This is a genomic window from Plasticicumulans acidivorans, from assembly GCF_003182095.1.
Classification (GTDB): domain Bacteria; phylum Pseudomonadota; class Gammaproteobacteria; order Competibacterales; family Competibacteraceae; genus Plasticicumulans; species Plasticicumulans acidivorans.
The window spans coordinates 339603-363634 of record NZ_QGTJ01000001.1 but is presented as its reverse complement, the minus strand read 5'-3'; the positions used below and the strand labels follow the sequence as shown (position 1 = coordinate 363634).

The window sequence follows — 24032 nt, the reverse complement described above, 5'->3', positions numbered from 1 at the left end:
TGAGCGAACCGATGCTGAGCTTCGAGAACGTCCATACCTTCTACGGCAAGATCGAAGCCCTGAAAGGCGTGTCGCTGACCGTCAATCGCGGCGAGATCGTCACGCTGATCGGTGCCAACGGCGCCGGCAAGACCACCCTGCTGATGACGCTGTGCGGCAGTCCGCGTGCGGCCAGCGGCACGATCCGCTTCGAAGGCGAGGACATCACGCAGCGCGAAACCCACTTGATCATGCAGGGTGGCATCGCCGTTTCCCCCGAGGGGCGACGTGTATTCCCGGGCCTGAGCGTGCTTGAGAACCTGCAGATGGGCGGCTTCTTTTCGGATGCCGAGCGTATCGAGGAGGATCTGGAGCGGGTGTTCACGCTGTTCCCGCGGCTGCGTGAGCGCAGCGCACAGCGCGCCGGCACGATGTCGGGCGGTGAGCAGCAGATGCTGGCAATCGGTCGGGCGCTGATGAGCCGGCCGCGCCTGCTGCTGCTCGACGAGCCTTCGCTGGGGCTGGCGCCGCTGATCATCGCGCAGATCTTTCAGATCGTGCAGGAGATTCGCGACGAGGGGGTCACCGTGTTCCTGGTCGAGCAGAATGCGCACCGTGCGCTGGCGCTCGCTGATCGCGGTTATGTCATTGAAAATGGCCGGATTGTGATGAGCGACACAGGTTCGGCGCTGCTCGCCAATGCAGATATCCGCAAAGCCTATCTCGGCGGTTGAAAAGAGCGGTCCGATAGTCCGCACTGCGAATTATCAATCTCGTCGTTTTCACGAATTGTGAAAAAAACTGAGGGTTCGGATGAGAAAGCGTCGTTTGTCGTGTCACTGCAACATGCTCAGACTGCGTCGCAACATCCAATGGATGTTTCTCCTCCAATCCTCCTTTGGTGGTTGTTTTTGGCCAGCTCGAACATCGAGCTGGCTTTTTTTTCGCCTGCATGAGCGCTGCCTACAGCGCCTGCTGCGGCAGGCCGAGAATTTCGGCGATGCGGGTCGTTTCGCGTCGTGTTGACGGGCGCTCACCGGCTTCGATGGCGCGCAGGCCGGCCGGCGTGATCCGGCAGGCGGCTGCCAGACGCTCCAGAGGCATCGCCCGCAGTTCACGCCACGCGCGCACGGCCGGTACGCCGGTGAGCAGACGCTCAAGCACTGCATCCGGCACGCGAAAGCCGAGATCATCCTGATGAAAAGCCAGCAGCCGGGCCTCGATCTGCGGCAGTGACAGCGCCGCGGGCAGGATCAGCAGCAGCATCGTGCGTGCGCCGTGCGGATGCAGGCACAGCGCCCAGGTTCCGGCCATGAGCAGGCATTCGCGACGGGCGGGCAGAGGCGCCGGCAGGGGGCTTTCGAGGCACCGCATGAAGACTTGGCGCAGTGTCAGGGCATGGGCTGCCGGCAGCGACCGCAGGGTCGCGACAGCATCGAGCGTGTACAGGGGGGTGGTCATCGGCTGATGGTGCGCACATGCCCGGCATGCGGCAAGTGCTGTCCGTTCGGCGTCGGGCTGGCGCCTGGCGCTGGCGCGGGGCGATAATGCGCGGCCTCCCGCCGGTAGCGGCACGCAATATGCGATGCCCCGCCGGTTTCCGCCTCAGTCCTGCGCTGTCGCTCCGCCACGGCAGCCGGCGCGGACCGGCACCCCACCGGATCGTACCGTGAACATCGAGACGCCCGAAGCGAAGACCCCGGAAGCACGACGCCCGCGCGGCATCTACCTGTTACCCAACCTGTTCACCACTGCGGCGCTGTTTGCCGGCTTCTACGGCACCGTTGCGGCGATGAACGGCCGTTTCGAAGCCGCCGCGGTCGCGGTGTTCGTGGCGATGGTGCTCGATGGCCTCGACGGCCGCGTCGCGCGCCTGACCCACACCGAAACCGAATTTGGCGTGCAGTACGACAGTCTGGCCGACATGGTCTCCTTCGGCGTCGCGCCGGCGCTGATCATGTATCAGTGGGTGCTGTCCGGCATGGGCAAGCTTGGCTGGCTGGCCGCCTTCGTCTACGCCGCCGGCGCTGCGTTGCGCCTGGCGCGCTTCAACACGCAGGTCGGCAGTGCCGATAAACGCTACTTCCTTGGTCTGCCCAGTCCGTCGGCGGCGGCCGTGACGATGGGGCTGGTCTGGGTCGGCGCCGATCAGGGCGTCGCTCCGGCAGCCTTCACCCTGCCGGCGTTCGTGCTGACGCTGGGGGCCGGCCTGCTGATGGTTAGCAATTTCCTGTTCCACAGCTTCAAGAAGGTCGACCTGCGCGGCAAGGTACCGTTCGTCGTCGTCATCGTCATGGTGCTGGCGTTTGCACTGATCAATCTGCAGGCGCCGATGGCGCTGTTCGGTGGCTTCCTGATCTACACGCTGTCCGGGCCGACGCTGTCGATCGTGCGCTGGCGCGCACGCGTGCGCCGCCGGCGCGGCGGCGAGCCCGGCTGAGGCCGGCGCATCCCGCACGCTGGCGGCGTGCAGGGGGCTTTCCTATAGTGCGCGAACCCCGCAGTTCACCGGCCGTTGCCTGCCCGCAGGCCGGTGCGGACGCCGAGGCGCACGCCCCATTCACCTCGCAGGACGCCGCCCGCTGGCGCGGCGTTCCGCTTCGGAGTTTTCAGCCATGAGCCAAGACACGCTGATCGTTTTCGATACCACGCTGCGCGACGGCGAACAGAGCCCCGGCGCCTCGATGACGCGCGAGGAAAAAGTGCGCATCGCCAAGGTGCTGGAGAAGATGCGCGTGGATGTCATCGAGGCCGGCTTTCCGATGGCCAGCACCGGTGACTTCGAGTCGGTGCAGGCAGTGGCGCGGGCGGTGAAGGAATCCACCGTCGCCGGCCTCAGCCGCGCGACCTTCGCCGATATCGACCGCTGTGCCGAGGCGCTGAAAGACGCCGCGCGGGCGCGTATCCACACCTTCATCGCCACCAGCCCGATCCACATGCAGATGAAGCTGCGCATGGAGCCCGAGGCGGTCATCGAAGCGGCGGTGGCGGCGGTCAAGCGCGCGCGGCAGTGGACCGACGACGTCGAGTTCTCCGCCGAGGACGCCGGGCGCTCGGAGATCGACTTCCTCTGCCGCATCACCGAGGCGGTCATCGCTGCTGGTGCGCGCACCATCAACATTCCGGACACCGTCGGCTACAACGTGCCCGAACAGTTCGCTGCGACCATCGGCGCGCTGCTGCAGCGGGTACCGAATGCCGACCGGGCGGTGTTCTCGGTGCACTGTCACAACGACCTCGGTCTCGCCGTCGCCAACTCGCTGGCGGCGGTGCGCGCCGGTGCGCGTCAGGTTGAGTGCACGATCAACGGCCTCGGCGAGCGCGCCGGCAACGCCGCGCTGGAAGAGATCGTCATGGCCGTGCGCACGCGCCGCGACCTGTTCGCCTGCGACACGCGCATCGACACCACGCAGATCGTGCCGGCCTCGCGGCTGGTATCGACGATCACCGGCTTCCCGGTGCAGCCGAACAAGGCCATCGTCGGTGCCAACGCCTTCGCCCACGAGTCCGGCATCCATCAGGACGGCGTGCTCAAGCACCGCGAGACCTACGAAATCATGCGTGCCGAGGACGTCGGCTGGACGGCCAACCGCATGGTGCTCGGCAAGCATTCCGGGCGCAGCGCATTCCGCTCGCGGCTGGAGGAGCTGGGCGTGAGCTTCGCCTCCGACGAAGAACTCAATGCCGCCTTCGCCCGCTTCAAGACCTTGGCCGACAAAAAGCACGAGATCTTCGACGAGGATCTGCAGGCGCTGGTCAGCGAGACCAGCGCCGCGACGGCGCAGGAGCGCGCCAAGCTGGTCTACCTGCAGGTGACCTCCGAAACCGGCGAAACGCCGGCCGCCGAGGTGGTGCTGAGCGTCGACGGCGCCGAGATGAAGGCGACGGCGAGCGGCAGCGGCCCGGTCGATGCGGCGTTCAAGGCGATCGAGCAGATCCTCAACGTCGGCGCCGAGCTCAAGCTCTACTCGGTCAACGCCATCACCGGCGGCACCGACGCGCAGGGCGAGGTCACGGTGCGCGTCGAGAAGGCCGGACGCATCGTCAACGGCCAGGGGGCCGATACCGACATCGTCATCGCCTCGGCGAAAGCCTTCGTCAACGCGTTGAACAAGATCATCGCTCCGGCCGAGCGGGCGCATCCGCAGCTGGGTAACGTCTGAGCCGTGAGCGAGCGTCATCGCCGTTACCTCGAAGCGCTCGGTATTCCGCTGTGGCTGGCGCGGCGGCCGCTGGCCGGCAGCGCGACTGCACCGGCGGCAGAGCCGGATGCGCTGCAGGTTGCGGCGACGGTTGCCGACAGTCCTGCCGCCGCATCGGCGGCCGAGGCCGTAAGCATAGAAATGCCGGTGCCGGCCGTGCCGGTGGTGATGGCGCAGGTGACGCCGCCTGTTGCCAGCGCGGTTGAGGCGGTCGCCGGGTCGGCCGAACCCCCCGTTGCAGCCGACATGCCGACGGACGCCGGCGGGGACATCGCCAGCGATGACTGGGCGCCGTTCGCGCCGCCCGATGCCGACGCGGATTACGCCTACCTCGGCGCCGCGGCTGACTTCGACGATGCGGCCTTCGCCGGAGATGTCGACGCCGGGCCGGTGTCCGCCGGCGCGGCGCCGATCGATGACCGGCGGGCGCGCATCGCGCGCATGGACTGGGATGAGCTGGCCGAGGCCGTGCGCGGCTGCACGGCCTGCCCGCTGTGCGAGTCGCGCAGGCAGACGGTGTTCGGTGTCGGCCGGCATGATGCCGCCTGGATGATCGTCGGCGAGGCGCCGGGGCGCGACGAGGATCTGCAGGGCGAGCCCTTCGTCGGCCAGGCCGGGCAGCTGCTCAACGAGATGCTGTTCGCCGTCGGTCGCCGCCGCGATGACGTGTTCATCGCCAACGTGCTCAAGTGCCGGCCGCCGAACAACCGCGATCCGCTGCCGGCCGAGGTGGTCGCCTGCAAGCCCTTCCTTGACCGTCAGCTGGCGCTGGTGCGCCCGCGACTGGTGCTGTCGGTCGGACGCATTTCGGCGCAGAACCTGCTCGGCAGCGATGCTCCGGTCGGCAAGCTGCGCGGGCGGGTGCATCGCTACGGTGAGGTGCCGCTGGTCGTCACCTACCACCCGGCCTATCTGCTGCGCTCGCCGGCCGAGAAGCGCAGGAGCTGGGACGATCTGGAACTGGCGCTTGCCGCAGCGGCCGGCGACGAGGAAGCAGGATGAGTACGAGCGGGGAGCTGATCGCCGAAGTCCGGGCGATGACGGTGGACGACATTCCGGCGGTCATGGTGGTCGAGCTGGCCGCCTATCCGTTTCCGTGGACGGCGGCGATCTTCCGTGACTGCCTGAAAAGTGCCTACCACGGTTACGTCTGGGAGATCGGCGGTGTGCTGGCCGCCTACGCGATGACCAGCGTTGCCGTCGGTGAGATGCATCTGCTCAATCTTGCCGTCGCCCCGCACCGGCAGAGCCAGGGGGTTGGCCGCCGCCTGCTGCGCCATGTCATGGCCAGCTCGCGCGAGCTCGGTGCCGACATGATGTTCCTCGAAGTGCGGCCGTCGAACATCCACGCGATCGCGCTGTACCTGTCGGAAGGGCTTGGTGAAATCGGTCAGCGTCGCGGCTATTACCCGGCCGCCGGCGGGCGCGAAGATGCGCTGGTGATGGCGCGTTCACTGTAGCGGGGCGCCGTTCAGGCCGCGTTCGAGGTGCCGGCCGCCAGCCAGCGCAGCTGACGTTCGATGCGTTCGAGATCGAGGCTGCCGTCGGCATGCTCGTGGCTGAGCAGCAGATCCTCGCCGATGCGGTAGCCCGCCGCGAGGTAGCGTGACAGGCGCGCGGCGAGCGCGGCCGGGTTTTCGTGGCGGCTGACGTGTTCCCACAGCACCGGCGCCTGCGCACGCTCGATCGCGAACAGCGGGCGCAGCGGTGCACCGCCGGCGATGGCGAGTGTCGGCCGATAGCGATAGCACAGGCCGAGGCCGTGCAGCCGGTCGGCCAGCGCCGCTTCTGCCGCGCTGCTGACCCAGTCACCGGCGCGGGTCGGGAACGGGCGCTGCGCACTGGCCCGGCGCGCCTGGGCATCGAGGCGGTCATGCGCTTCGCGGATGCGCGCTTCGAGCCGGCAGGCGAGGCGCCCGAGCGGATCGTGGCCGCGGGCTTCCTCGCACAGTGTCTGCTCCATGAACTGCCAGTCGGCGCTGGTGCGCAGCACGCCGATGGTCGCTTCGACCTCGCGCAGGGCACGGCGCAGGCGGGCGAGTGTGCGCATGCACTGCACCAGCTGGGCACTGAGATCCGCCGTCGACTGAGCGGCGCTATCCATTGCCGTTACCTCGGCCAACAGGGCGTCGAGCGCGTCGCGATCGCCGGCGGCGAAGGCGGCGTTGGCACGCACCATCAGGGCATTGCGCTCCAGACGCTCGACCTCGTCGCGCGCCCGGTCGGGATGGATGCGCCGGGCCAGGCGGCGATAGAGCACTTTGAGTTCGGCGGGTGGTTCACTGATCGCGGGTGCGGCCGTGTCGACACCCGCGTCGGCGTCGGGGATTTCCACATCGTCACGGTCCGGCACTGTGCTGCAGACAGTGTCCGGCAGCGGCGTGTGCGCCGGATCGAGCTGTTGCTCCAACGCCTGCCATTCACGGGCGAGGCTGCCGACACGGCGGTGATAGCGCTCAAGAAAGCGGTGCAGGCTGGCCTGCAGTTCGATGTGCTGGCGTCGCGCCTGCGCCAGCCGGCCTTCGAGCGTCTGAATCTCGTCGCGGCGGGCTGCCAGCGCGCGCAATCCCAGCCGGTGGCGTTCGTCGTGTGCGTGCATGCAGCCTCGGTCGCGTGTCGGGCACGGCGAGCGCCGCGTCGCTCAACCGTGGAACTGTTGCCAGAGCAGTCGCACGCTCATCGCCAGTACCACGGCGATGAACAGCGGTCGGATCAATGGTGCACCGAAGCGTATCGCGCTGTGCGCGCCGGCCCAAGCGCCCACCATCAGCGCCATGCCCATCGTCAGCCCGAGCGGGTAATCGATCGTGCCGAGCGTCATGAAAGCGGCGAGGGCCGCGGCATTGCTCAGGAAATTCATGAAGCGTGCCAGCCCGGCCGCCTGCACCAGATCGAGACGGAAGAAGCGCACTGCCGCTGCCATCCAGAACGCGCCGGTGCCGGGGCCGATGAAGCCATCGTAGAAGCCGATGAGGCTGCCTGCCGTCCACTGACTGGCGCGGGTCGGCTGAAATGCCGGCTCGGCCGTCGCGCTGCGCCGTCGCGGCCACAGCAGATACAGCGCCGCGCCGAGCACGGCCAGCGGCAGCACGGTCTTCAGCACGCCGGCGCTGACCAGACGCGTCAGCAGCGCGCCGAGCGCGGCGCCGGCCAGTGTCGCGCCGCTGGCGGCCCACCAGCGGCCGGGCGTGAACAGGCCCTTGCGGATGAACGTCAGCGCCGCCGTCGAGCTGCCGAAGGTGCCGCACAGCTTGTTGGTGCCGAGCGCCAGATGCGGCGGGATGCCGGCAGAGAGCAGCGCCGGTACGGTCAGCAGTCCGCCGCCGCCGGCGATGGCGTCGACGAAACCGGCGGTGAAGGAGATGGCGGTGAACAACAACAGCGTGCCGGGATCGGCGGCGAACAGGTCCACGGTGTTTTCAGCGCCCCAGCAGACGGCTGAGGATGCCCTCGTAGATGCGTGACAGGGCATCGAGATCGCTGGCGCGCACGCATTCGTCGACCTTGTGGATGGTGGCGTTGAGCGGGCCGAACTCCAGCACCTGCGCCCCGGTCGGCGCGATGAAGCGCCCGTCCGAGGTGCCGCCGCTGGTCGACAGCTCGGGCTCGAAGCCGGTTTCGGCGTAGATCGCCTCCACCGCGGCTTCGACCAGCGCGCCCGGCGTGGTCAGGAACGGCAGGCCCGACAGATCCCAGTGCAGCGTGTGTTCGTAGCGGTAGCCGGCCTTGACCTCCTCGTTGAGCAGCGCGGTCTCGACCAGCTGCTGCACGCGCTGCTGCAGGCTTTCGACGCTGGATTCGGTCGAGAAGCGGAAGTTGAAATGCAGCTCGGCGCTGCCGGGCACGATGTTGCTGGCGCCGGTGCCGCCGTGCACGTTGGAGATCTGGAACGAGGTCGGCGGGAAGAACTCGTTGCCGTAGTCCCAGATCGTGTCGGTGAGCGCGGTGATGATCGGGCCGAGCGCGTGGATCGGGTTGTGCACCAGGTGCGGGTAGGCGACATGGCCCTGCACGCCGTGGATCGTCAGGTGGCCGTGCAGCGAACCGCGGCGCCCGTTCTTGATGGTGTCGCCGAGCTCGCGACCGCTCGACGGTTCACCGACCAGGCACCAGTCGATTTTTTCGTGGCGGGCTTCGAGGTGCTCGACGACCTTGACGGTGCCGTCATGCGCCGGGCCTTCCTCGTCGCTGGTGATCAGGAAGCCGATCGAGCCGGCGTGACCGGGGTGCTGGCTGATGAAGCGCTCGCAGGCGGTGACCATCGCCGCCAGGCTGCCTTTCATGTCGGCGGCACCGCGACCGTAGAGCATGCCGTCGTGGATCACCGGCTCGAACGGATCGGAATGCCAGTGCGCCAGCGGCCCGGTCGGCACCACATCGGTGTGGCCGGCAAACGCCAGCAGCGGCGCGCAGGTACCGCGCCGGGCCCAGAAGTTTTCGGTCTCGCCGAAGCGCAGGCGTTCACAATGAAAACCCAGGTGGGCGAGGCGTTCCATCATCAGCGCCTGGCAGCCGGCGTCCTCGGGGGTAATCGAGCGGCGACGGATCAGTTCGCAGGCGAGCTCAAGCGTGGCGGTCATGCACGGCTCCGGAGCGGCGGGGCGGAAAGCCGCGCAGTGTAGCGCTGCGGCACGCCGGTGCGTGGGCAATCCCCGCCACCGCACTGGCGATGGCACGCGATGTGGCCATCGCCACTGGTGTGCGACGCGTGCAGCGCCTAAGCCTGTGACAGCCGATGAGGCCTGCTGCGGCGCGGCCGGTGCGCTGAGCGGGGAGAGGAGCGAAGCAGCATGAGCGTGGTTATGGATTTACGCGAAGTCATCTATGCGCTGTCCGATGCGCTCGATCTGGTCGGCATCGATGACATTGCACACGGCAAGCGCGTCGGCATCATGGCGGCGGAATGTGCCCGCGTGCTCGGCCTGCCGGCTGCCGAACGCACACGTCTGTTTGACCTCGGTCTGCTGCATGACATCGGCGTGTCGTCGACCCGCGTGCATCGCGAGCTGGTCGGCCAGTTCGACTGGGAAGGCGCGCAGGAGCACTGCCGCGTCGGTGCCGAACGCCTGGCCGCCTTCGAGCCGCTGGCCGCACTGGCACCGATGGTGCGCTACCACCACACGCACTGGCTGCACCTGCCGGCGACGCTCGATGCCGAGTGCGCGCAATGGACCAACCTCATTTATCTGGTCGATCGCGTCGATGCACTGGCGGCGCCGTACTACGGCGACGATCACCTGCTGCCGCAGGTCGCACAGCTGCGGGCGGCGATCGCGCAGCACGCCGGCGAGGCCTTCTGCCCGGATCTGGTCGAGGTGTTCATGGCGGCTTCGGCGGCGGAGGCCTTCTGGCTGCAGCTCGAAGCGCGCTCGATCGAGGGTTACATGCTCGATATGCGCGCCGGCGGCACGCCGTATCAGGCCAGCCTCGCCGAGCTGCGCGCGCTGGCGGCGATCTTCTCGCGCATCGTCGACGCCAAGAGCCCGTTCACCGCCGAGCACTCGCTCGGTGTTGCCCGTCTGGCGCGCTTTCTCGCCGAGACGCTGGGCATCAGCCGCGAGCACTGCGACAAGCTGGAGATCGCCGGCCTGCTGCACGACCTCGGCAAGCTGCGCGTACCCGATGAGATCCTCGACAAACCGGGGCAGCTGGAGGCGCAGGAGCGGCTGATCATCAACACCCACAGCTTCGAAACCTACCGCATCCTGCGCCGCATCCCCGGCTTCGAGGAGATCGCGCCGTGGGCTGCCTACCACCACGAGGAGCCGGGCGGCGGCGGTTATCCGTTTCGCATCGATGCCAGCGTGCTGCCGATCGAGGCGCGTATCCTGCGTGTGGCCGACATCTTTCAGGCGATGGTGCAGGACCGGCCGTATCGGGCCGGCCTCGCTGCGACGCAGGCGTTCGAGTTCATCGAGGCTCTGCGCCGGCAGGGGCGCGTTGATGCCGAAGTCGTCGTCGTGCTCGGCACCCGGCTCGATGAGGCCTACCGCCTGGCGCGCCCGGCAGCGATGGCCTGAGTCCCGTCAGTCACCGCCGCCGCAGCCACCGCAACCGCCGTCACCCCCGCCACCGCCATCGTCACTGCTGCTGCCGTCCGCGCCGGAGCTGCCGCTGTCAGCGCTGGTCGGCACCAGCAGCTCGCGCAGCGGCAAGGGCAGCAGGGCGCCGATGGCCGACAGGCCGAACAGCGCGACCACCAGCGGCACCACCGGGTCTTCGAGACGGGCAACCGTGCGCGGGCGTACCTGATGGCGCAGCTCACCGAGCACGCGTTCACCGCGGCGGCTGCGGTGCACGCGGCCGAACCACAGCCACAGCGTCGGCCCGAGGTAGAGCAGGCTGAAAAACACCAGAAAGCCGACCGGACGGTCGCGGTACAGGCCGAGCCCGATGCGAAACAGTGCCAGCACCAGCATCGCGCTGCAGATCAGCGCCGGCAGCAGGCGCACGCTGAGGCTGCGCCGCTGCGCGACCAGCAGACCGGCGGCGCGCAGGGGCGCCAGTGCAGCGCTGGCGCGGCCGCTGGCGGCCCGGCGCACGGCCTGCGGCCGCGGGTCGTGAGCGATGGCGCCGGCGATGGCCCGTTCCAGCGGATCGCCGAGTGAACGGGCATCCCCGATGAAGGCCAGTCGGCGACCATCCTCGCTGACGCTGACCAGTCCGCGCTGGATCATGGCCAGCAGGCTGCTGTCGACCACCCGTTGCGGACCGTCGGCCAGGCAGGCGGCTTCGGCTACGCTCAGTTGCGGTGCGCGGTCGCGCGGGTCGTATGCGCCCGGCGAGCGCAACGCCAGACGCAGCAGCAGCGCCACGAACAGCGCCAGCAGCGCGCTCGGCAGGTAATACATGAGGAACTGGTGGCCGCTCATCGTCAGCAGCTGCGCGGGCAGTTCGAGCAGCGTGCAGCCACCGAGCATGAAGGCCGCCAATGCGCTCAGGCCGATGCCGAGGCGTGAGCAGCGCGGCCGCAGCAGCAGCCAGTAGTCGTGACGATTGACGCGCACCTGTGCCAGATCGCGGCCGAAGCGCTGCTGCGGATCGGGCCAGATGTCGGCCGGCGGCCATTCACCGAACAGCCGGCGATAGCTCGCCAGCGTGCGCAGGTACCCGTCGCGGTACTTGGCGCGCTCGGCGTCGCCACCCAGCGTCGGCCCGTGGTGCAGCGGCGTGCCGAGCACCTGCGGGCAGAAGGTCTGCCAGTAGTCGCGGCTGTAGCACAGGTGCTGGTGCCAGACCTGATCGACCTGGTCCGACGGCGTCACCGGATGGCCGGCGAGGACCGCCAGTGCGGCGAAACGGCGGTATTCGTCGATGACCCGCAGCGCATAGGCGTGCGTCCAGCCGTTGTCGCGGGCAAGGCGCTGGCTGAAGCTGAACGCCGCAGCGGGATCGTCGAAGCGGTGTGCGGCGAGCCGCGCGAGCAGCGCAGCCACGTCGGCTGGTGGCGTTTCGGTGTCCATACTCATCTGCGTGGCGTCCGTGGCTGGAGTGGATCGGTACGCAGTGTGGCAGGCCATCGATCACCTCCTTGTGACAGCGACTGTGCGCGGTATTCAAACCAGCTGGAATGGGTAGATATTACCGAGCCCGAGCAGCTGGCTCAGCTCGTCGAGCGCGTCGCGTGATTCCTGCAGCAGGGCGGGGTCGGCCAGATCGGCCTCACTGAGGCGGTCGCGGTAATGCCGGCGCACCCAGCCGCCCAGCCGTTCCCCGAGCGCCGGCGTGTAGCGCACCCCCTGATGGAGGGTGCCGAGCTCCTCGATGCTGAGTGGTACGCGCAGACGCAGGCAGGCCGGACCGCCACCGTTGCGCATGCTTTCGCGGACCTCGACGAACATCAGGTCGCTGACCGGATTGTGCTCGGCGAGGATGCGGTCGAGCAGCATGCAGACGGCATCGGACTGCGAGCACTCCTGCGGCAGCACCAGCACCATCTGCCCGTCGGGCCGTGTCACCAGTTGTGAGTTGAACAAATAGCTGCTCACCGCCTCGGCGATGCTCAGCTCGTCGCGGCTGACCTCGACGATCTGCAGCCAGTCGCCGGCGGCGTGCTGCAGCTCTGCAAGCACGCGTTCCTGATCGAGCAGGGCGTCTTCGTGCAGCAGCAGCAGCGATTCGTTGCCGACACCGATGACGTCGTGATGGAACACACCGGCGTCGATCGCCGCCGGATGCTGCTGGGCAAACACGCAGCGCGCCGGATCGAGGCGGTGCAGACGCGCCACCGCCTCGCTTGCCGCGCGCGTGTGGCGGGCCGGGAAGCGTTGTGGCTGCGGTGCCTGGGCGTCGGCGTCGTCGCGCCCGTAGACGAACAGATGCACGCCGCTCGCGGTGTGGTTGGCGGCCAGCCGGGTGTGATTGGCAGCGCCTTCGTCAGCGGTCGCCGCGTGCGCGGGCAGCGGCTCGTGGACGACGAAGCGTGCGGTGTCGCTGAAGATCGCACGCAGCACGCGGGTGGTGGTCGGTGGTTCGATCGCCCGATGGAAGCGGTCGTGCAGATTGGCCGGCGTCAGGTGCACGCGCGCGTCATCGGTGTCACTGCTGGGGGCGACGGTGGCGGCGTTCGCGCACCACATACTCGACGCCGAGCTGCAGGCCGACAGCAGCGCCGGTGCCTGCGCCGCGACGCGGGCGAGCAAGTCGCCTTCGCGCCCGCTGAAGCCGAGCCGGCGCAGCGTCGCCAGGTCCGGGCGCTCCTGTGGCGGCAGCACCGCCTGTTCGACACCGAGCGCATGCAGTGCCCGCATTTTCTCCAGCCCCTGCAGGGCTGCGGCGCGCGGGTTCGACTGGCTGCCGGCATTGTTCGCCGAAGCCACGTTACCGAAGGACAGACCCGCGTAATGATGGGTCGGCCCGACGATGCCATCGAAATTGACTTCCCGTATCAGAGACATCGGCCTCGCCTCCAGGCGCTCTGGCAGCTGAGTGCCCGGTTTAGCACCGTTGGCAGGCGAATGGGAGTCCGTTCACCGTGTCGGCCGCTGCCATCTCACGATCGTGCGGCCGGCCGTGATGCCGAGACCTCAGACGTGGGCATGGTGATCCGAGTGAACCAGCAGCACTGCCGGTTCGCGCTTGCCGCAGCGGCGGCAGACTGCGGTGCAGCGGCCGTCGGCCTGCAGATCTTCGAAATGCCAGTCATGCGCCAGCAGCGGGCAGATAATGCGGATCAGCGCGCGCCGAAGCTGTGACAACCAGTTACCGGATGCCGTATCCATGTTCATGATTTCCAAGCCTTAATGAGCACGCCCTCACGCTAGGCTGCAATTTTTGCTGCGGCAATAGCTGCCAAATTTGTTGACAGTGACGAGACGGCTGTTTGCTTTCTTTTCTGTCATGTTGGCATGTGGCTTGACGCAGATCAGTGCGTGCGGCCGCACTGGTCATATCAGCCACCGGCGGTTCAGCGCGGCAGGATGATCTCGCTGCGGCCGCCACCGCGGCGGCGGATGTCGATGCGCGTACCGATACGTTCGGTCATCTCCTGCACGTGCGAGATCACGCAGACCTTGCGCCCGAGCGCCTGCAGGCGGTCGAGCGCGTCCATCGCCACGCGCAGCGTGTCGGCATCGAGGCTGCCGAAGCCTTCGTCGATGAACAGTGATTCGACGCGCACGCGATTCGATGACAGCGAGGCCAGGCCGAGCGCCAGCGCCAGCGACACCAGGAACGATTCGCCGCCGGACAGCGAATGCACCGAACGCACCTCGTCGCCCATGTCGCGGTCGATCACCTGCAGGGCCAGCGTGTCGGCGATGCGCTGCAGACGGTAGCGGCGGGCGAGCTCGTTGAGGTGGTGATTGGCGTAGCCGAGCAGTGCATCGAGCGTCAGCTGCTGGGCGAAATTGCGGAATTTCTTGCCGTCGGCCGAACCGATCAGCCCGCTGATGCCGGCCCACAGGGCTTGCCTGCGCTGCTGGCGCTCGCCGTCGGCGAGCAGCGCTGCACTGGTCTGGCGACGGTGCTCATCCTCGCGCTGGCGGACCAGCGCCTGTGTGCAGGCCTCGTTCGCCTGCTGCAGCGCCGGCTCCTGCACGGCGAGCGTGGCGCGCGCGCTGTCGGCATCTTCCGCCGGGCGGCTGCGCAGGTGTTCGTCGCACCGCTGCCGGCGTTCGTCGACGACCGTCTGTGCCTGCGCCCGTGCGTGGTCGAGTGCATCCAGTGCTTCAGCTTCGCGCTGGCGGGCCTCGGGGGGGACCGCCAGCCGTTGGTGCAGGCGTTCGAGCGTCAGCGGGCCGTCGGCCTCGACGGGCTGCGCGGCCAGCCAGGTCGCGAGTTCGGCGGCCGCAGCGGCCGCTGCCTGCCGTGCGTTGTCCTGCGCTGCCTGCGTCTGACGCGCCGCTTCTTCGGCGCTGGCCCGCCCGGCTGTGCACTGCTGCGCCCGCTGTTCGGCCGCTTCAACGTGGTTGCGGGCCTCGTCGACGGCCCGTCGCAACGCTTGTTCGACCGCCGCCGTCGCCTGGCCGGCGAACAGCGCGGTGCGCGCGTCGAGGGCTTGCCGGTGTCGCCTGCCGGCCGCGTCCAATGCCTGGGCTGTCTGCGCACGTGCTATGCCCGCCTGTTCGAGCGCACTGCGTTCGCGCTGCTGCTCGATCGCATCCTGTTGTCGGGCCTCGTGTAACTGCGCGGCTTGTGCCTGTTGCGCGCGCCAGGCGTCGACGATCTGCTGCCAGCGCACGAGCGCGGCAGCGGCATCGTCCTGCCATCGCTGGCGCCAGTCGGCCAGCGGATGCATCGCATCGATGGCCGTGAGCGTGGCTGCGAAGTGATCCGTGCTCAGGCGCTGCAGGTTCTGTGCGTTGTCGCGATCGTTTTCTGCCAGCTGCTGACGGTGCTCGGCGGTTGTGATGGCCTCCTGCGCATCGCTCAGGGCGCGCTGCGCCTGACTGTCGGCAGTGCGCGCCTGCTCCAGCGTCCGAGTGGCCGTGCGACTGTCACGTTCCTGCTGCTTCAGCGCTTCCAGTGCCTGCGCACAGTCATCCTGAGCCGTGCGCAGTGCGCCCGCATCAGTCGCCATCGTCGCCAGTGGCAGTGCCGTGCGTGCACGGCTGGCGGCATCGTGAGCGGCCCGCAGATCACGTAGCGTTGCGGTGAGGGTTACGGACTCAGCGTTCAGCGTGCGCTGGCGTTCCTGCAGCGCGGATTGCTCACCCAGCAGTGCATTGCAGTCGATTTCGAGCTGTGCCAATGCGGCCTGTTGCCGAGCGAGCAATGTGCGCAGCTCAGGGGTGATCTCGGTCCACGGATGTTCGGTGGCGCCACATACCGGGCAGGGCTGACCGTCGCGCAGTTCGGCGCGCAGGCGCTCGCTCTGCGCATCGGCGGCGCACTCGGTCAGATGCAGCATCTGCCGCGCCTGGGTGCGGGCGGCGGTCTGTGCCGGCAGTGCCTGCGCGATACGGTCGAGGTGCTGCTGCAGCGTGTCCCGCTCGGCGCTGATGTCCAGCGCGCGGGCTTGTCGTGCAGCGATGTCGTCGGCGCGGCGGGTTTGTTCTGTGTCGTGACGGGCGAGGGCGTCGAGCTGGGCGCTGCGTTGCTGCAGGTGCTCGCGGGTCTCGGCAAGTGCCCCGGCATCGAATGCGGCAGCACGATCCCGTGCCTGCTGCAGGCGCTGCGTACTGCACTCGGCGTTCGCGCGCAGGGTCGTCAGTGGCGCCTGCGCCTGTTTGAGCTCGGCTTCGCGCTGCGTTAGCTGTGCCTGCGTCGCGGCCAGCACCTGTTGCGCTTGCGCGGCCTCGGCGCGCTCGTCAGCGGCCCGCGGCAGCAGGGCTTCGAGGCGTGGCCAGGCGTGCGCCAGTGCGGCATCGGCGGTGTGTTCGTTCAGCCAGTCTTCGATCGCTGCGAGCTGGTGCTGGCGCTGATGGCGTTCGTTTTCAGCCTGCTCGTGCTGTTTTTGCAGGGTTTCGAGCGTCTGTTCTGCCTGCTTGAGCGGTCCCGCGGCGTCGACGTACTCGCGCTGCAGACGCTCGCATTCGCCATCGAGGCGATGCGCTTCGCGCAGCGCCGGTTGCGCGTCGTTCCAGGCGCGGTCGGCCTGTGCCTGTTGCTCCCGGGCCTGCAGCTGGGCGGCGTGGGCGATGTGCTCAGCGGCGCGTGCCTGCTCGGCATTGTTGGCGGCGTCCTGTGCGTGTCGGGTGGCCTGTACGCTCTGCTCGGCGCTGTACCGGGCGCTGGCTTCCAGGTGCCGGGCGGCCTGCGCCGCTTCGATCTGCTGCAGGGCGGCGCGGCGCGGCGCGGCATCGGCCTGGGCAGCGCGAGCCTGTTCGAACGTGCTGCCGGCTTCACGCAGCAGCGTTTCGAGCCGCTCGGCTTCGGCGTACCAGTCGAGCGCGGCGCGCGCGGCTTGGCAGATCGTCGTCAACAGCGTGCCGTCGGCCTGCGCCTGGGCGAGTTCCGCGTCGAGTGCGGCGCGTTCGCTCGCTGTCAGCGGCTGCTGGTCGGCCAGGCGGGCCTGCAGGCTGGCGAGTGCGTCGGTCTCCTGCTGGGCACGGCGATAGGCGGCGCTCGACAGCGCACCGTAGAGTTCCGTGCCGGTCAGGGTTTCCAGCAGGCTGGCGCGTTCGCTGTCGTCGGCGCGCAGGAAGGCGCCGAATTCGTTCTGCGCCAGCAGTACGGCGCGGGTGAACTGGCTGAAATTCAGGCCGACGCGCGCTTCGATCGCGGTCAGCACTTCGGTCTTTTTGCCGCCGACCGGCTGGCCGCTGGCCAGCGCGTGCAGCGACATTTCCGCCGGCTGCAGCTTGCCCTCGCTGCGATTGCGCGCGCGGCGCACGCTCCAGCGGGCGCGCCAGCGCTCGCCGTCGTGGCCGCGGAAATCGACTTCGGCGTGGCCTTCGCTGCAGCCACGACGCAGCAGCGTGGCCGGATCGTAGGGAGCGAGGGTGTCGCTGGCCGTGTCGCGGATGGCGACGCCGCGAGTGCCGGCGTGCTGCAGGCGCGGGGTTTGTGCATACAAAGCCAGGCAAAGCGCATCGAGCAGCGTGCTCTTGCCGGCACCGGTCGGGCCACAGAGGGCGAACAGGCCGGCCGAGGCCAGCGGCTCGATGCCGAAATCGATCTCGAAGTCACCGGCCAGCGAGGCGAGGTTGCGGCCGCGGATGGCGAGGATCTTCATCGCGCGTCCTCGGTGTGCTGCACCGCCTGCAGCAGTTCTGCGAACGCCGCCGTGTAGTCCTCGGGTGGCTCCGCGGCGAACTGCATGCGGTAGCGGCGGGCGAATACCTCGGCAGGATCGAGGCGTTCGAGGGCGGCGGGGGCTTCCGGCTCCGTGCTGGTTTGCGCATAGCAGGAGTCGATGCGCGCCAGGCGCACGTCGTGCCCCTTCAGCGCGTCTTCGATCAGCGGGCGCAGGCCCGGTTGCGGGGCGTCGAGGCGCACGCGCACTTCCAGATACGGCGCCGGTGACGGGAAGCGCGTCGCGGCGAGCTCGGCGAGCACGGCTTCGAGCGGGGCCGGGCCGGCCGCCGGCAGGCGCAGCAGCGCGCGCGATCGCGGTACGCGCAGTGCTTCGACGGCGCTCAGGCGGCCGTCGGTGAAGTCGACGCGCAGCACTTGGTGCGGGTAGTCGACCTCGGCAAAGGACAGGGGCAGCGGGCTGCCGGCGTAGCGCAGTCGCTCTTCGCCGATGCGCTGCGCGCGGTGCAGGTGGCCGAGGGCGACGTAATCGAGATCGGCTGCGAACAGCGTCGATGGCAGCGCCTCGGCATTGCCGATCAGCAGCCGCCGTTCCGAGTGTTGCGAGACCGCACCGCCATGCAGATGGCAGTGGCCGAGCGCGATCAGCGCCTGACCGGCGGCCCGGCGCGTCCGCGCCAGCGCGCCGAGCTCCGCATACAGGCGGGCGACGCCGGCGGCATAGGCCGCGCCGGCCTCGTCGGCGCTGCTGCGCGGCACATCGGCCGGACGCAGGAAGGGCACGGCCAGACACCAGGCGGCGACCGCTCCGTCAGTGTCGTGCAGCGGCAGCAGCAGGCGTTCGAGCTCGACGTGGCCGTGCACGTCGGCATGGGTGTGGCCGATGACATGCACGCCGAACGCCGCAGCCAGTGGCGCAATGGCTTCGAGGCGACCCGGTGAGTCGTGGTTGCCGGCGATCAGCACGATGTCGAGACCGGGGCGGCGCTGCACCGCCGCGGCCAGAAAGGCGTAGAGCTGGCGCTGGGCCTGCGCCGAGGGATTGGCCTGATCGAAAACATCGCCGGCGATCAGCAGCGCGTCGGCGCGTTCGCGTTCCAGCGTATCGAGCAGCCAGTCGAGGAAGGCGGCGTGTTCGTCGGCACGGTCGAAACCGTGCAGATTCTGGCCGAGGTGCCAGTCGGCGGTGTGCAGCAGACGCAAGCGGGCAACTCCTGTCGCGGGTCGAGGCGGACGCAGCGTCCGCCGCGCCCGCGGCCGATTCTAGCGGGCGCGCAGGGCCAGCGAGAGCAGCTGCTCGGTCTGTGTGCGGATTTGCGCGCTGACCTCGGCGTCGAGCTTGCGCAGCCAGCGCGCGGGGATGCCCTGCACGCCATACAGCGCACCGGCCAGCTGCCCGGCCAGCGCGCCGGTGGTGTCGGCATCGCCGCCGCGGTTGACGACGGTGACCAGGCAGTCCTCGAAGCTCGCGGTGTTGAAGAAGGCTTCCAGCACCGTTTGCATGGTATCGACGATGTAGCCGCTGGCGCGTCCCGGCCAGGGGTCGAAACGGAAGTCGCGGTGCTGGTCGACCAGTTCGATGGCGATGCGCCGCGCCTCGCGCACGTCGCCACTGGTAATCAGCACCTGCGTCATCTGCCCGAGCGCGAGCGTGGCGGCGTCCGACAGCGGATGCCAGTGGGTGATGTGCGCCTGCGCCAGGCTGCGATGGCGGAAAGCCGAAGGATCGCCGAGCGTGGCCAGCGCTACCGGCAGATTGCGCATCGCCGCGCCGTTGCCGGCGTCACCGTCGGACGGCACGGCGCTGAGGCTGCCGTCCTGCATGTAGCGGCGGATGCCGCGGCGGCAGGTGTTGCCGACGTCCGGCGGGCGCGTGCGCAGCCAGGCGACGAAGGCGTCGGCGACGGCGGCGAGGTTCCAGCCGTCGTGCGCGATCAGTGCCGAACCGAGCGCCAGTGACATCTGCGTATCGTCGGTGACCTGGCCGGCTTTCAGGCGCAGCCAGCCGCCACCGATGATCTCGCGGTGCGTGCCATAGGTCGTGGCGATTTCGCGCGGAGTCATGAACTCCAGCGTCGCGCCGAGGGCATCGCCGATCGCCAGCCCGAGGTAGGCACCGAGGGCGCGCTCGCTGAGTGCAATGGATGGGCTCGGAGCATCCATGATTGCGTTCTCCTGCAGGCTCAGAGCGGGATCGGGCGCACGCGGTAGGCGCCGCCGATCACCAGGAATTCACTTTCGCCCTTGAGCATGTGGTGCGGCAGCAGGGCGTTGAAGAACAGAATCTTGGTCAGCGGCACGCGTGCCAGCAGCAGGCAGTCGCCAAAAGCTTCGCCGACGCGGCGGTCATTGCTGAACGAGCTGAGATTGTTCAGATGTACCAGCAGTGGCGCGCGCGGGTCGGTCTGTGCGGCCGACGGCAGGTCATGACGATAGACGCCGCGATACAGCATCAGGTGGCGTCCGGAGGCCAGCGGGAAGCGCTGCAGGCGCCACTGGCAGAACTCATAGAGCAGATCGAGCTGGGAGTAGATCGCGTTGTTGTGGAAACGCGGCGTCATTTTTTCTTCGACGTAGTGCATCCACGCCGGTGACAGCAGCCGCCGCAGCGGCTCTCGGTGCCAGGTCGGGAACAGACCGAAGCGACTTTCCACCCAGCCCTTGAGGACGGCACCGGCAGCGGTACTGCAGTCGAAAGCCCAGCCGCGCAACAGGCGCAGATAGCTGGCGCGGTAGCGGCGGCGGCCGGCCTGCGGCGGCAGCGGGGTTTCATGCAGGCCGAAGGCGACTTCGACGTAATCCTGAAAAATGCGCGCGGCGGATTCGGCGTCCTCGCATGCTTCGAGCAGTGAGAACAGACCGCGATTGGTTTCGCGCACGCCGGCGATGTGCAGGGCGACGGGGGAGTCGTTGTACGTAGGCGAGGCCAGCAGTGCGGTCGGCAGGCCGACCATATTGGTGCTGTGGCCAACCGGCATGACGGACAGCGTCATCGACGCACCCGGAGGGACCGCCAGCGTATCCGTCATCGTTGCCGTACCCTCAGTTTTAACGAGGAAATCGGCAAAACCAAGCAATGTTCGTGCCGTTGGTGCGGCAAACCCTGCGTCCGGCGCGCCAGGGCGGGCGCCGGAACGCTGGTCGTGGTGCTTACAGCGTCAGGCTGGCGCGCAGGCGTTCGAGGGTCTTCTGTCCCATGCCCTTGACCTTCAACAGATCTTCGAGCTGCGTGAACGGACGTGCGGCGACGATCGCAGCCGCGAGCGCCTTCGACAGGCCTTTGACCGCGGCCAGCTCGGCGGCAGTGGCGGTGTTGACCGAGACGATGCTGGCGGCGGCTTTCGCTTTGCTCTTGCCCTTTGTCGGGGCAGGTACTTCCTGCTCGGCGACGATGACCACCGGCGCCGGTGCGACCGGAGCGGCGATCTCGACCGCAACCGGCGCGGTTGCTTCGGCGACGGCAACGGCGGCGACTTCGCTGACCGGCTGCTCAGGCGTCAGCACCGCGGCCGGTTCGGCAGTCGGCTCCGCATCCCAGCGCGCGGTCAGCGCGAAGTTGGCGAAATCACGGGTGCGGTAGCCGTCGGCAGTCCACTCGCGCAGCAGCAGCGCAATGTGCCATTCACCGGCCGGGGCCGGGGTGAACGGCACCTGGATGGCCAGATTCTGCAGCATGCTCTGCCCGTTCAGGGTGCCCAGCGCGGCGCGTCCGAGCAGCCAGCCGTTGAAGGCATCGTCACTGTACGGAGCATCGAGTGCCCACAACTCAAGATCGAGCGAGCCGCTGAGGTTGAGCTCATCACGCGGATTCTCGACGCATTCGACCGTGAGGGTGACGCTGTCGCCGTCGATGCGATAGTCACTCTGGCCGCGCAGCTGCGGCAGCGGGAACGTTTCGGGGCGCGGGTAATTGGCGAAATCGACGACTGTCGTGCCGCACTCGTTGGCTGCTGCGAGCACCAGCACCATCACATGCTCGCCGTGTCCGGCCGGCAGGCGGGCATTGACGGTCTGATCAAGCAGCAGCGCGTCATTGGCGGCGCCGGCATCGACGTTGACTTCAGCAACCTTGGTGCCGTGCAGCGAGCCACCGGTGTACGGCGTTGCGCAGGCCCACAGCTGCAGGGAAAGGCCGGCAGCCGCTGCCTGCTGCCGGATAGCGGCATGCAGGTGAACCTGCTCGCCATTGAAGGCATAACCGTGGTCCGGTCCCAGGCTGACGGCGGGGGCGTTGAGCATGTACGAAGTCATGGGCAGTCGACTGCTTCCGAGTGAGGGGGCGCGAAGTATAGGGATTTCTCCTGAGTAATTCATGACTTACAACATAAATTCCGTGCTTTGCACGGTGCACCGGCAGGGCGCACGACTGATATGTGAACTCATATTTTCATGATTCGAAACAAAGTCTGTTTGATGAAAATGCGAGAGCGCGAAGGGAGCACCTTGGTGCCCGAAAGAAAGGCCCAAACCTGAAGCATTGCACTGAATATGTGCGACTGGCAGCCGTCGATCTGCTTTTTGCTTGTTCGCAATGCGAAAAATAACAACCATATTACGGTTTTATGCTTGTGCCCGCTGTACTGCTGCCCCGTCAGTACGGCATGTCCGTCAGCTCACGCGGCCGGCGTGGTTTCAGCGGCCGAAATACGATACGGCCTGCGGGCTTGCTCCCCGTTTTTACGTTCGCCGGTAATTACAGCCGCAACCGGTCTTAACGTTTTCTTATTTTGTCGACTGTGCGAACTCAATACGGAGTGGTTTAATATCGGTGACGGCTTCCCGACCCTGGGGGCCGGGCCGCTCTCTGTCTGGCCGGATGTGACGATTCGGATTGTCTTCCGCTCACATCGTCAAGAAAGGATTCACTACCTGCCGTTTTTTGAGCTATGCATCAGTCGCAGATACGTGCGATTGATTTGCCGTGCTTTACTTAACGTTGTTTTCATTAACTTTGTCTTGCCGCCTTAACAGTACTGATATTCAGCCGGCGGCTTTGTCCAGTCCGAATACGCGGAGGGAGACTACGGCGCCATGCCGCAACACAATTCATTACCGACACTCGACCTGAGTTCCCTGAGCTTGCAGGAACTGCACATGTTGGTCGAACGCTTGGAAAAGGCCATTGAGGTGAAACTGTTCGAGCGCGGCATGCAGCGCGCACTCGATTTGTTTGCCGCCCAGAAACCCACCACGCCGGAACGGACGGCGACGAACGAGCGGGGCGATGCCCGCCGCGGGGAGCGCAGCGCACGCCCGAACAATCATCGCCGTCGTTGAATTAAATCAATTGCTTATTGACAAGGGCGGGTGAGCAGCGCTTCGAGCTCGGCCCGACGTAGTACATGACAGTAAATCATGTTGATGATTTCGAGTTCGCGCTCGTGCAGCTCGCTGCTGCCGGCTGCACAGCAATCCTCGATGACCAGTACGTCGAAACTTTCGTCCGCCAGACTGCGCACGGTCGATGAAACGCATTGATCTGTAAAAATACCGACGACGACCACAGTGCGAATGCCCATATTGCTCAGCAATAGACGCAGATTCGTGCCGGTCAGCGCGCTGTCCGTGGTCTTGCAGACGACGATCTCGTCAGATCGTGGCGCCAGTTCTGCCACGATCTGCGAAGCGTGTTCGTCTTTCGGTAAAAGCAGGTAATTCCAACCGGGTTTTTTCTGCGACAGCGAACGGTCGCGGCCATCGGGTTTCTGGCAGGCAATGCGGGCGAAAAGCACTTCCATGCCTTCGCGGCGAAAGCGTTCGATCAGCGCCGCGGTATTGGGAATGACAGTGTCACGCATGCGTTCATGGAATGGCGTCCATGTGTCCCAGCGCGCCTGTTCGATCGTGCTCAGCGATTCGCGCGGTGGGCGCTCGACGTAGGTGTTCTGCACGTCGATGACCAGCAGCGCCGTGCTGTCGCGCGCGAGCACCGGGTCGGCGGGCTCGGGGGCCTCCGCGTAATAGAAGGAGCGCCACGCGGTTTTCCAGTTCATCGTCTCGGCCTCGTGCGGGGGAAAGCGGATGCGCTGACGATGGCCTGCGCCGGCCGTGCGAATCAAGCCGTGGGCGGGGCTGCTTCGGCGGCACGCCACAGATACCAGGCGAGCACGCTGCGCCACGGTCGCCAGGGTTCGCCGAGCGGCTGCAGCTCGCGCGGGCTCGGCGGCTGCGCCAGCGCGCGGGTGTTCGCCCAGCCCTTGCGCACGCCGTAGTCATCGACCGGCCAGACATCAGCGCGGCCGAGCGTGAAGATCAGGAACATCTCCACACTCCAGCGACCGACCCCGCGCGGCGCACTCAGGCGGGCGATCAATGTTTCGTCGTCGAGGTCTTGCGCGCAGTGGCGATCCGGCAGCCGGCCGGCAAGGGCATGGCTGGCGATGTCGCGGATCGCTGCGCTTTTCTGCCGCGACAGGCCGGCGCCGCGCAGCTCGGCATCGTCGAGCCGGAGGATGTCCTGCGGACTCGGTGCGCCGCTGAACAGTGCCAGAAAGCGCCGTTCGATCGCCGCCGCTGCCTTGCCGGCGAGCTGCTGGTAGATCACCGATTCGACCAGCGCCGCCCATGGCTCGACGCCGGTTTGCGGGGCCAGCGGGCAGGGGCCGTGGCGGGCGACCAGCGCCGCCAGCTGCGCGTCGCTGGCGAGTCGCTGCTCGGCGTGACGGATGGCATCGGCATCGAGCACGGCAGGCATCGCAGGCCTCGTTCGCGGAC

The 24032-nt window shown here is 67.7% G+C and carries 21 protein-coding genes; 7 read left to right on the top strand and 14 right to left on the bottom strand.

Annotation, left to right across the window (positions count from 1 at the left end; genetic code table 11):
• Positions 1–11: 11 nt before the first annotated feature.
• Entirely contained in the window at positions 12–713 is a 702-nt protein-coding gene (locus C7443_RS01500) for an ABC transporter ATP-binding protein (RefSeq protein ID WP_110017017.1), read from the top strand.
• 229 nt (positions 714–942) lie between these two features.
• Here the strand turns inward: C7443_RS01500 and C7443_RS01495 are convergent, their stop codons facing one another.
• A complete protein-coding gene (locus C7443_RS01495; RefSeq protein WP_110016806.1) occupies positions 943–1440 on the bottom strand; it encodes a helix-turn-helix domain-containing protein in 498 nt (165 codons plus the stop codon).
• Positions 1441–1654: 214 nt separating this feature from the next.
• On the opposite strand from C7443_RS01495, the gene C7443_RS01490 reads away from it, so the two are divergent.
• From C7443_RS01490 to rimI, 4 genes are all read left to right on the top strand, one after another.
• On the top strand, positions 1655–2419 hold the full coding sequence (locus C7443_RS01490) for a CDP-alcohol phosphatidyltransferase family protein (RefSeq protein ID WP_425467063.1): 765 nt from the start codon (positions 1655–1657) through the stop codon (positions 2417–2419).
• Between the two features lie 175 nt (positions 2420–2594).
• Positions 2595–4142: a 2-isopropylmalate synthase gene (locus C7443_RS01485; RefSeq protein WP_110016804.1), complete on the top strand. Its 1548-nt coding sequence runs from the start codon at positions 2595–2597 to the stop codon at positions 4140–4142.
• 3 nt (positions 4143–4145) lie between these two features.
• On the top strand, positions 4146–5183 hold the full coding sequence (locus C7443_RS01480) for a uracil-DNA glycosylase (protein WP_246004493.1): 1038 nt from the start codon (positions 4146–4148) through the stop codon (positions 5181–5183).
• Positions 5180–5641: a ribosomal protein S18-alanine N-acetyltransferase gene (gene rimI, locus C7443_RS01475; protein WP_110016803.1), complete on the top strand. Its 462-nt coding sequence runs from the start codon at positions 5180–5182 to the stop codon at positions 5639–5641. Before C7443_RS01480 ends, rimI begins: the two co-directional genes overlap by 4 nt.
• Positions 5642–5652: 11 nt before the next feature.
• On the opposite strand, the gene C7443_RS01470 is transcribed toward rimI, so the two are convergent.
• Genes C7443_RS01470 through dapE form a run of 3 tightly spaced genes read right to left on the bottom strand, consistent with a single transcriptional unit; the run spans position 5653 to position 8761 of the window.
• A complete protein-coding gene (locus C7443_RS01470; protein ID WP_110016802.1) occupies positions 5653–6780 on the bottom strand; it encodes a J domain-containing protein in 1128 nt (375 codons plus the stop codon).
• 42 nt (positions 6781–6822) lie between these two features.
• Complete coding sequence (locus tag C7443_RS01465) at positions 6823–7593, bottom strand: TSUP family transporter (RefSeq protein ID WP_425467061.1); 771 nt, start codon at positions 7591–7593, stop codon at positions 6823–6825.
• A gap of 7 nt (positions 7594–7600) precedes the next feature.
• The gene (gene dapE, locus C7443_RS01460) at positions 7601–8761 is read right to left on the bottom strand and encodes a succinyl-diaminopimelate desuccinylase (protein WP_110016800.1); all 1161 of its coding nucleotides are present in this window, start codon (positions 8759–8761) and stop codon (positions 7601–7603) included.
• Between the two features lie 210 nt (positions 8762–8971).
• On the opposite strand from dapE, the gene C7443_RS01455 reads away from it, so the two are divergent.
• Positions 8972–10201, top strand: coding sequence for an HD-GYP domain-containing protein (locus C7443_RS01455; protein ID WP_110016799.1), 1230 nt, complete (start codon positions 8972–8974; stop codon positions 10199–10201).
• Positions 10202–10207: 6 nt separating this feature from the next.
• On the opposite strand, the gene C7443_RS01450 is transcribed toward C7443_RS01455, so the two are convergent.
• The 8 genes from C7443_RS01450 to C7443_RS01415 all read right to left on the bottom strand — a co-directional run bounded on the left by C7443_RS01450 (position 10208) and on the right by C7443_RS01415 (position 21569).
• On the bottom strand, positions 10208–11650 hold the full coding sequence (locus C7443_RS01450) for a TIGR04222 domain-containing membrane protein (protein ID WP_170123441.1): 1443 nt from the start codon (positions 11648–11650) through the stop codon (positions 10208–10210).
• Between the two features lie 87 nt (positions 11651–11737).
• Positions 11738–13078 (bottom strand): N-succinylarginine dihydrolase, encoded by a 1341-nt coding sequence (gene astB, locus C7443_RS01445; RefSeq protein ID WP_110016797.1) that lies wholly within the window; start codon positions 13076–13078, stop codon positions 11738–11740.
• Between the two features lie 129 nt (positions 13079–13207).
• On the bottom strand, positions 13208–13402 hold the full coding sequence (locus C7443_RS01440) for a hypothetical protein (protein ID WP_110016796.1): 195 nt from the start codon (positions 13400–13402) through the stop codon (positions 13208–13210).
• Positions 13403–13587: 185 nt separating this feature from the next.
• Entirely contained in the window at positions 13588–17298 is a 3711-nt protein-coding gene (locus C7443_RS01435; RefSeq protein WP_110016795.1) for an AAA family ATPase, read from the bottom strand.
• A complete protein-coding gene (locus C7443_RS01430) occupies positions 17295–18521 on the bottom strand; it encodes an exonuclease SbcCD subunit D C-terminal domain-containing protein (RefSeq protein ID WP_110016794.1) in 1227 nt (408 codons plus the stop codon). The genes C7443_RS01435 and C7443_RS01430 overlap by 4 nt, the downstream gene beginning before the upstream one ends.
• A gap of 60 nt (positions 18522–18581) precedes the next feature.
• Positions 18582–19481 (bottom strand): ADP-ribosyl-[dinitrogen reductase] hydrolase, encoded by a 900-nt coding sequence (draG, locus tag C7443_RS01425; RefSeq protein ID WP_110016793.1) that lies wholly within the window; start codon positions 19479–19481, stop codon positions 18582–18584.
• A 20-nt stretch (positions 19482–19501) separates the two neighbouring features.
• Positions 19502–20311: an NAD(+)--dinitrogen-reductase ADP-D-ribosyltransferase gene (locus tag C7443_RS01420; RefSeq protein WP_110016792.1), complete on the bottom strand. Its 810-nt coding sequence runs from the start codon at positions 20309–20311 to the stop codon at positions 19502–19504.
• A gap of 157 nt (positions 20312–20468) precedes the next feature.
• A complete protein-coding gene (locus C7443_RS01415; protein WP_170123440.1) occupies positions 20469–21569 on the bottom strand; it encodes a ComEA family DNA-binding protein in 1101 nt (366 codons plus the stop codon).
• Positions 21570–22349: 780 nt separating this feature from the next.
• Here C7443_RS01415 and C7443_RS01410 point away from each other — a divergent pair.
• On the top strand, positions 22350–22595 hold the full coding sequence (locus C7443_RS01410) for a hypothetical protein (RefSeq protein WP_146213205.1): 246 nt from the start codon (positions 22350–22352) through the stop codon (positions 22593–22595).
• 14 nt (positions 22596–22609) lie between these two features.
• On the opposite strand, the gene C7443_RS01405 is transcribed toward C7443_RS01410, so the two are convergent.
• Positions 22610–23311: a cysteine hydrolase family protein gene (locus C7443_RS01405; RefSeq protein WP_110016789.1), complete on the bottom strand. Its 702-nt coding sequence runs from the start codon at positions 23309–23311 to the stop codon at positions 22610–22612.
• A gap of 62 nt (positions 23312–23373) precedes the next feature.
• Entirely contained in the window at positions 23374–24012 is a 639-nt protein-coding gene (locus C7443_RS01400; protein WP_110016788.1) for a DNA-3-methyladenine glycosylase family protein, read from the bottom strand.
• Positions 24013–24032 lie beyond the last annotated feature (20 nt).

Coding starts and splice junctions, on each gene's coding strand:
- C7443_RS01500 (WP_110017017.1), top strand. CDS start 12: ATGCTGAGCTTCGAGAACGTCCATACCTTCTACGGCAAGATCGAAGCC.
- C7443_RS01495 (WP_110016806.1), bottom strand. CDS start 1,440: ATGACCACCCCCCTGTACACGCTCGATGCTGTCGCGACCCTGCGGTCG.
- C7443_RS01485 (WP_110016804.1), top strand. CDS start 2,595: ATGAGCCAAGACACGCTGATCGTTTTCGATACCACGCTGCGCGACGGC.
- rimI (WP_110016803.1), top strand. CDS start 5,180: ATGAGTACGAGCGGGGAGCTGATCGCCGAAGTCCGGGCGATGACGGTG.
- C7443_RS01470 (WP_110016802.1), bottom strand. CDS start 6,780: ATGCACGCACACGACGAACGCCACCGGCTGGGATTGCGCGCGCTGGCA.
- dapE (WP_110016800.1), bottom strand. CDS start 8,761: ATGACCGCCACGCTTGAGCTCGCCTGCGAACTGATCCGTCGCCGCTCG.
- C7443_RS01455 (WP_110016799.1), top strand. CDS start 8,972: ATGAGCGTGGTTATGGATTTACGCGAAGTCATCTATGCGCTGTCCGAT.
- C7443_RS01450 (WP_170123441.1), bottom strand. CDS start 11,650: ATGAGTATGGACACCGAAACGCCACCAGCCGACGTGGCTGCGCTGCTC.
- astB (WP_110016797.1), bottom strand. CDS start 13,078: ATGTCTCTGATACGGGAAGTCAATTTCGATGGCATCGTCGGGCCGACC.
- C7443_RS01440 (WP_110016796.1), bottom strand. CDS start 13,402: ATGGATACGGCATCCGGTAACTGGTTGTCACAGCTTCGGCGCGCGCTG.
- C7443_RS01435 (WP_110016795.1), bottom strand. CDS start 17,298: ATGAAGATCCTCGCCATCCGCGGCCGCAACCTCGCCTCGCTGGCCGGT.
- draG (WP_110016793.1), bottom strand. CDS start 19,481: ATGGATGCTCCGAGCCCATCCATTGCACTCAGCGAGCGCGCCCTCGGT.
- C7443_RS01420 (WP_110016792.1), bottom strand. CDS start 20,311: ATGACGCTGTCCGTCATGCCGGTTGGCCACAGCACCAATATGGTCGGC.
- C7443_RS01415 (WP_170123440.1), bottom strand. CDS start 21,569: ATGACTTCGTACATGCTCAACGCCCCCGCCGTCAGCCTGGGACCGGAC.
- C7443_RS01410 (WP_146213205.1), top strand. CDS start 22,350: ATGCCGCAACACAATTCATTACCGACACTCGACCTGAGTTCCCTGAGC.
- C7443_RS01405 (WP_110016789.1), bottom strand. CDS start 23,311: ATGAACTGGAAAACCGCGTGGCGCTCCTTCTATTACGCGGAGGCCCCC.
- C7443_RS01400 (WP_110016788.1), bottom strand. CDS start 24,012: ATGCCTGCCGTGCTCGATGCCGATGCCATCCGTCACGCCGAGCAGCGA.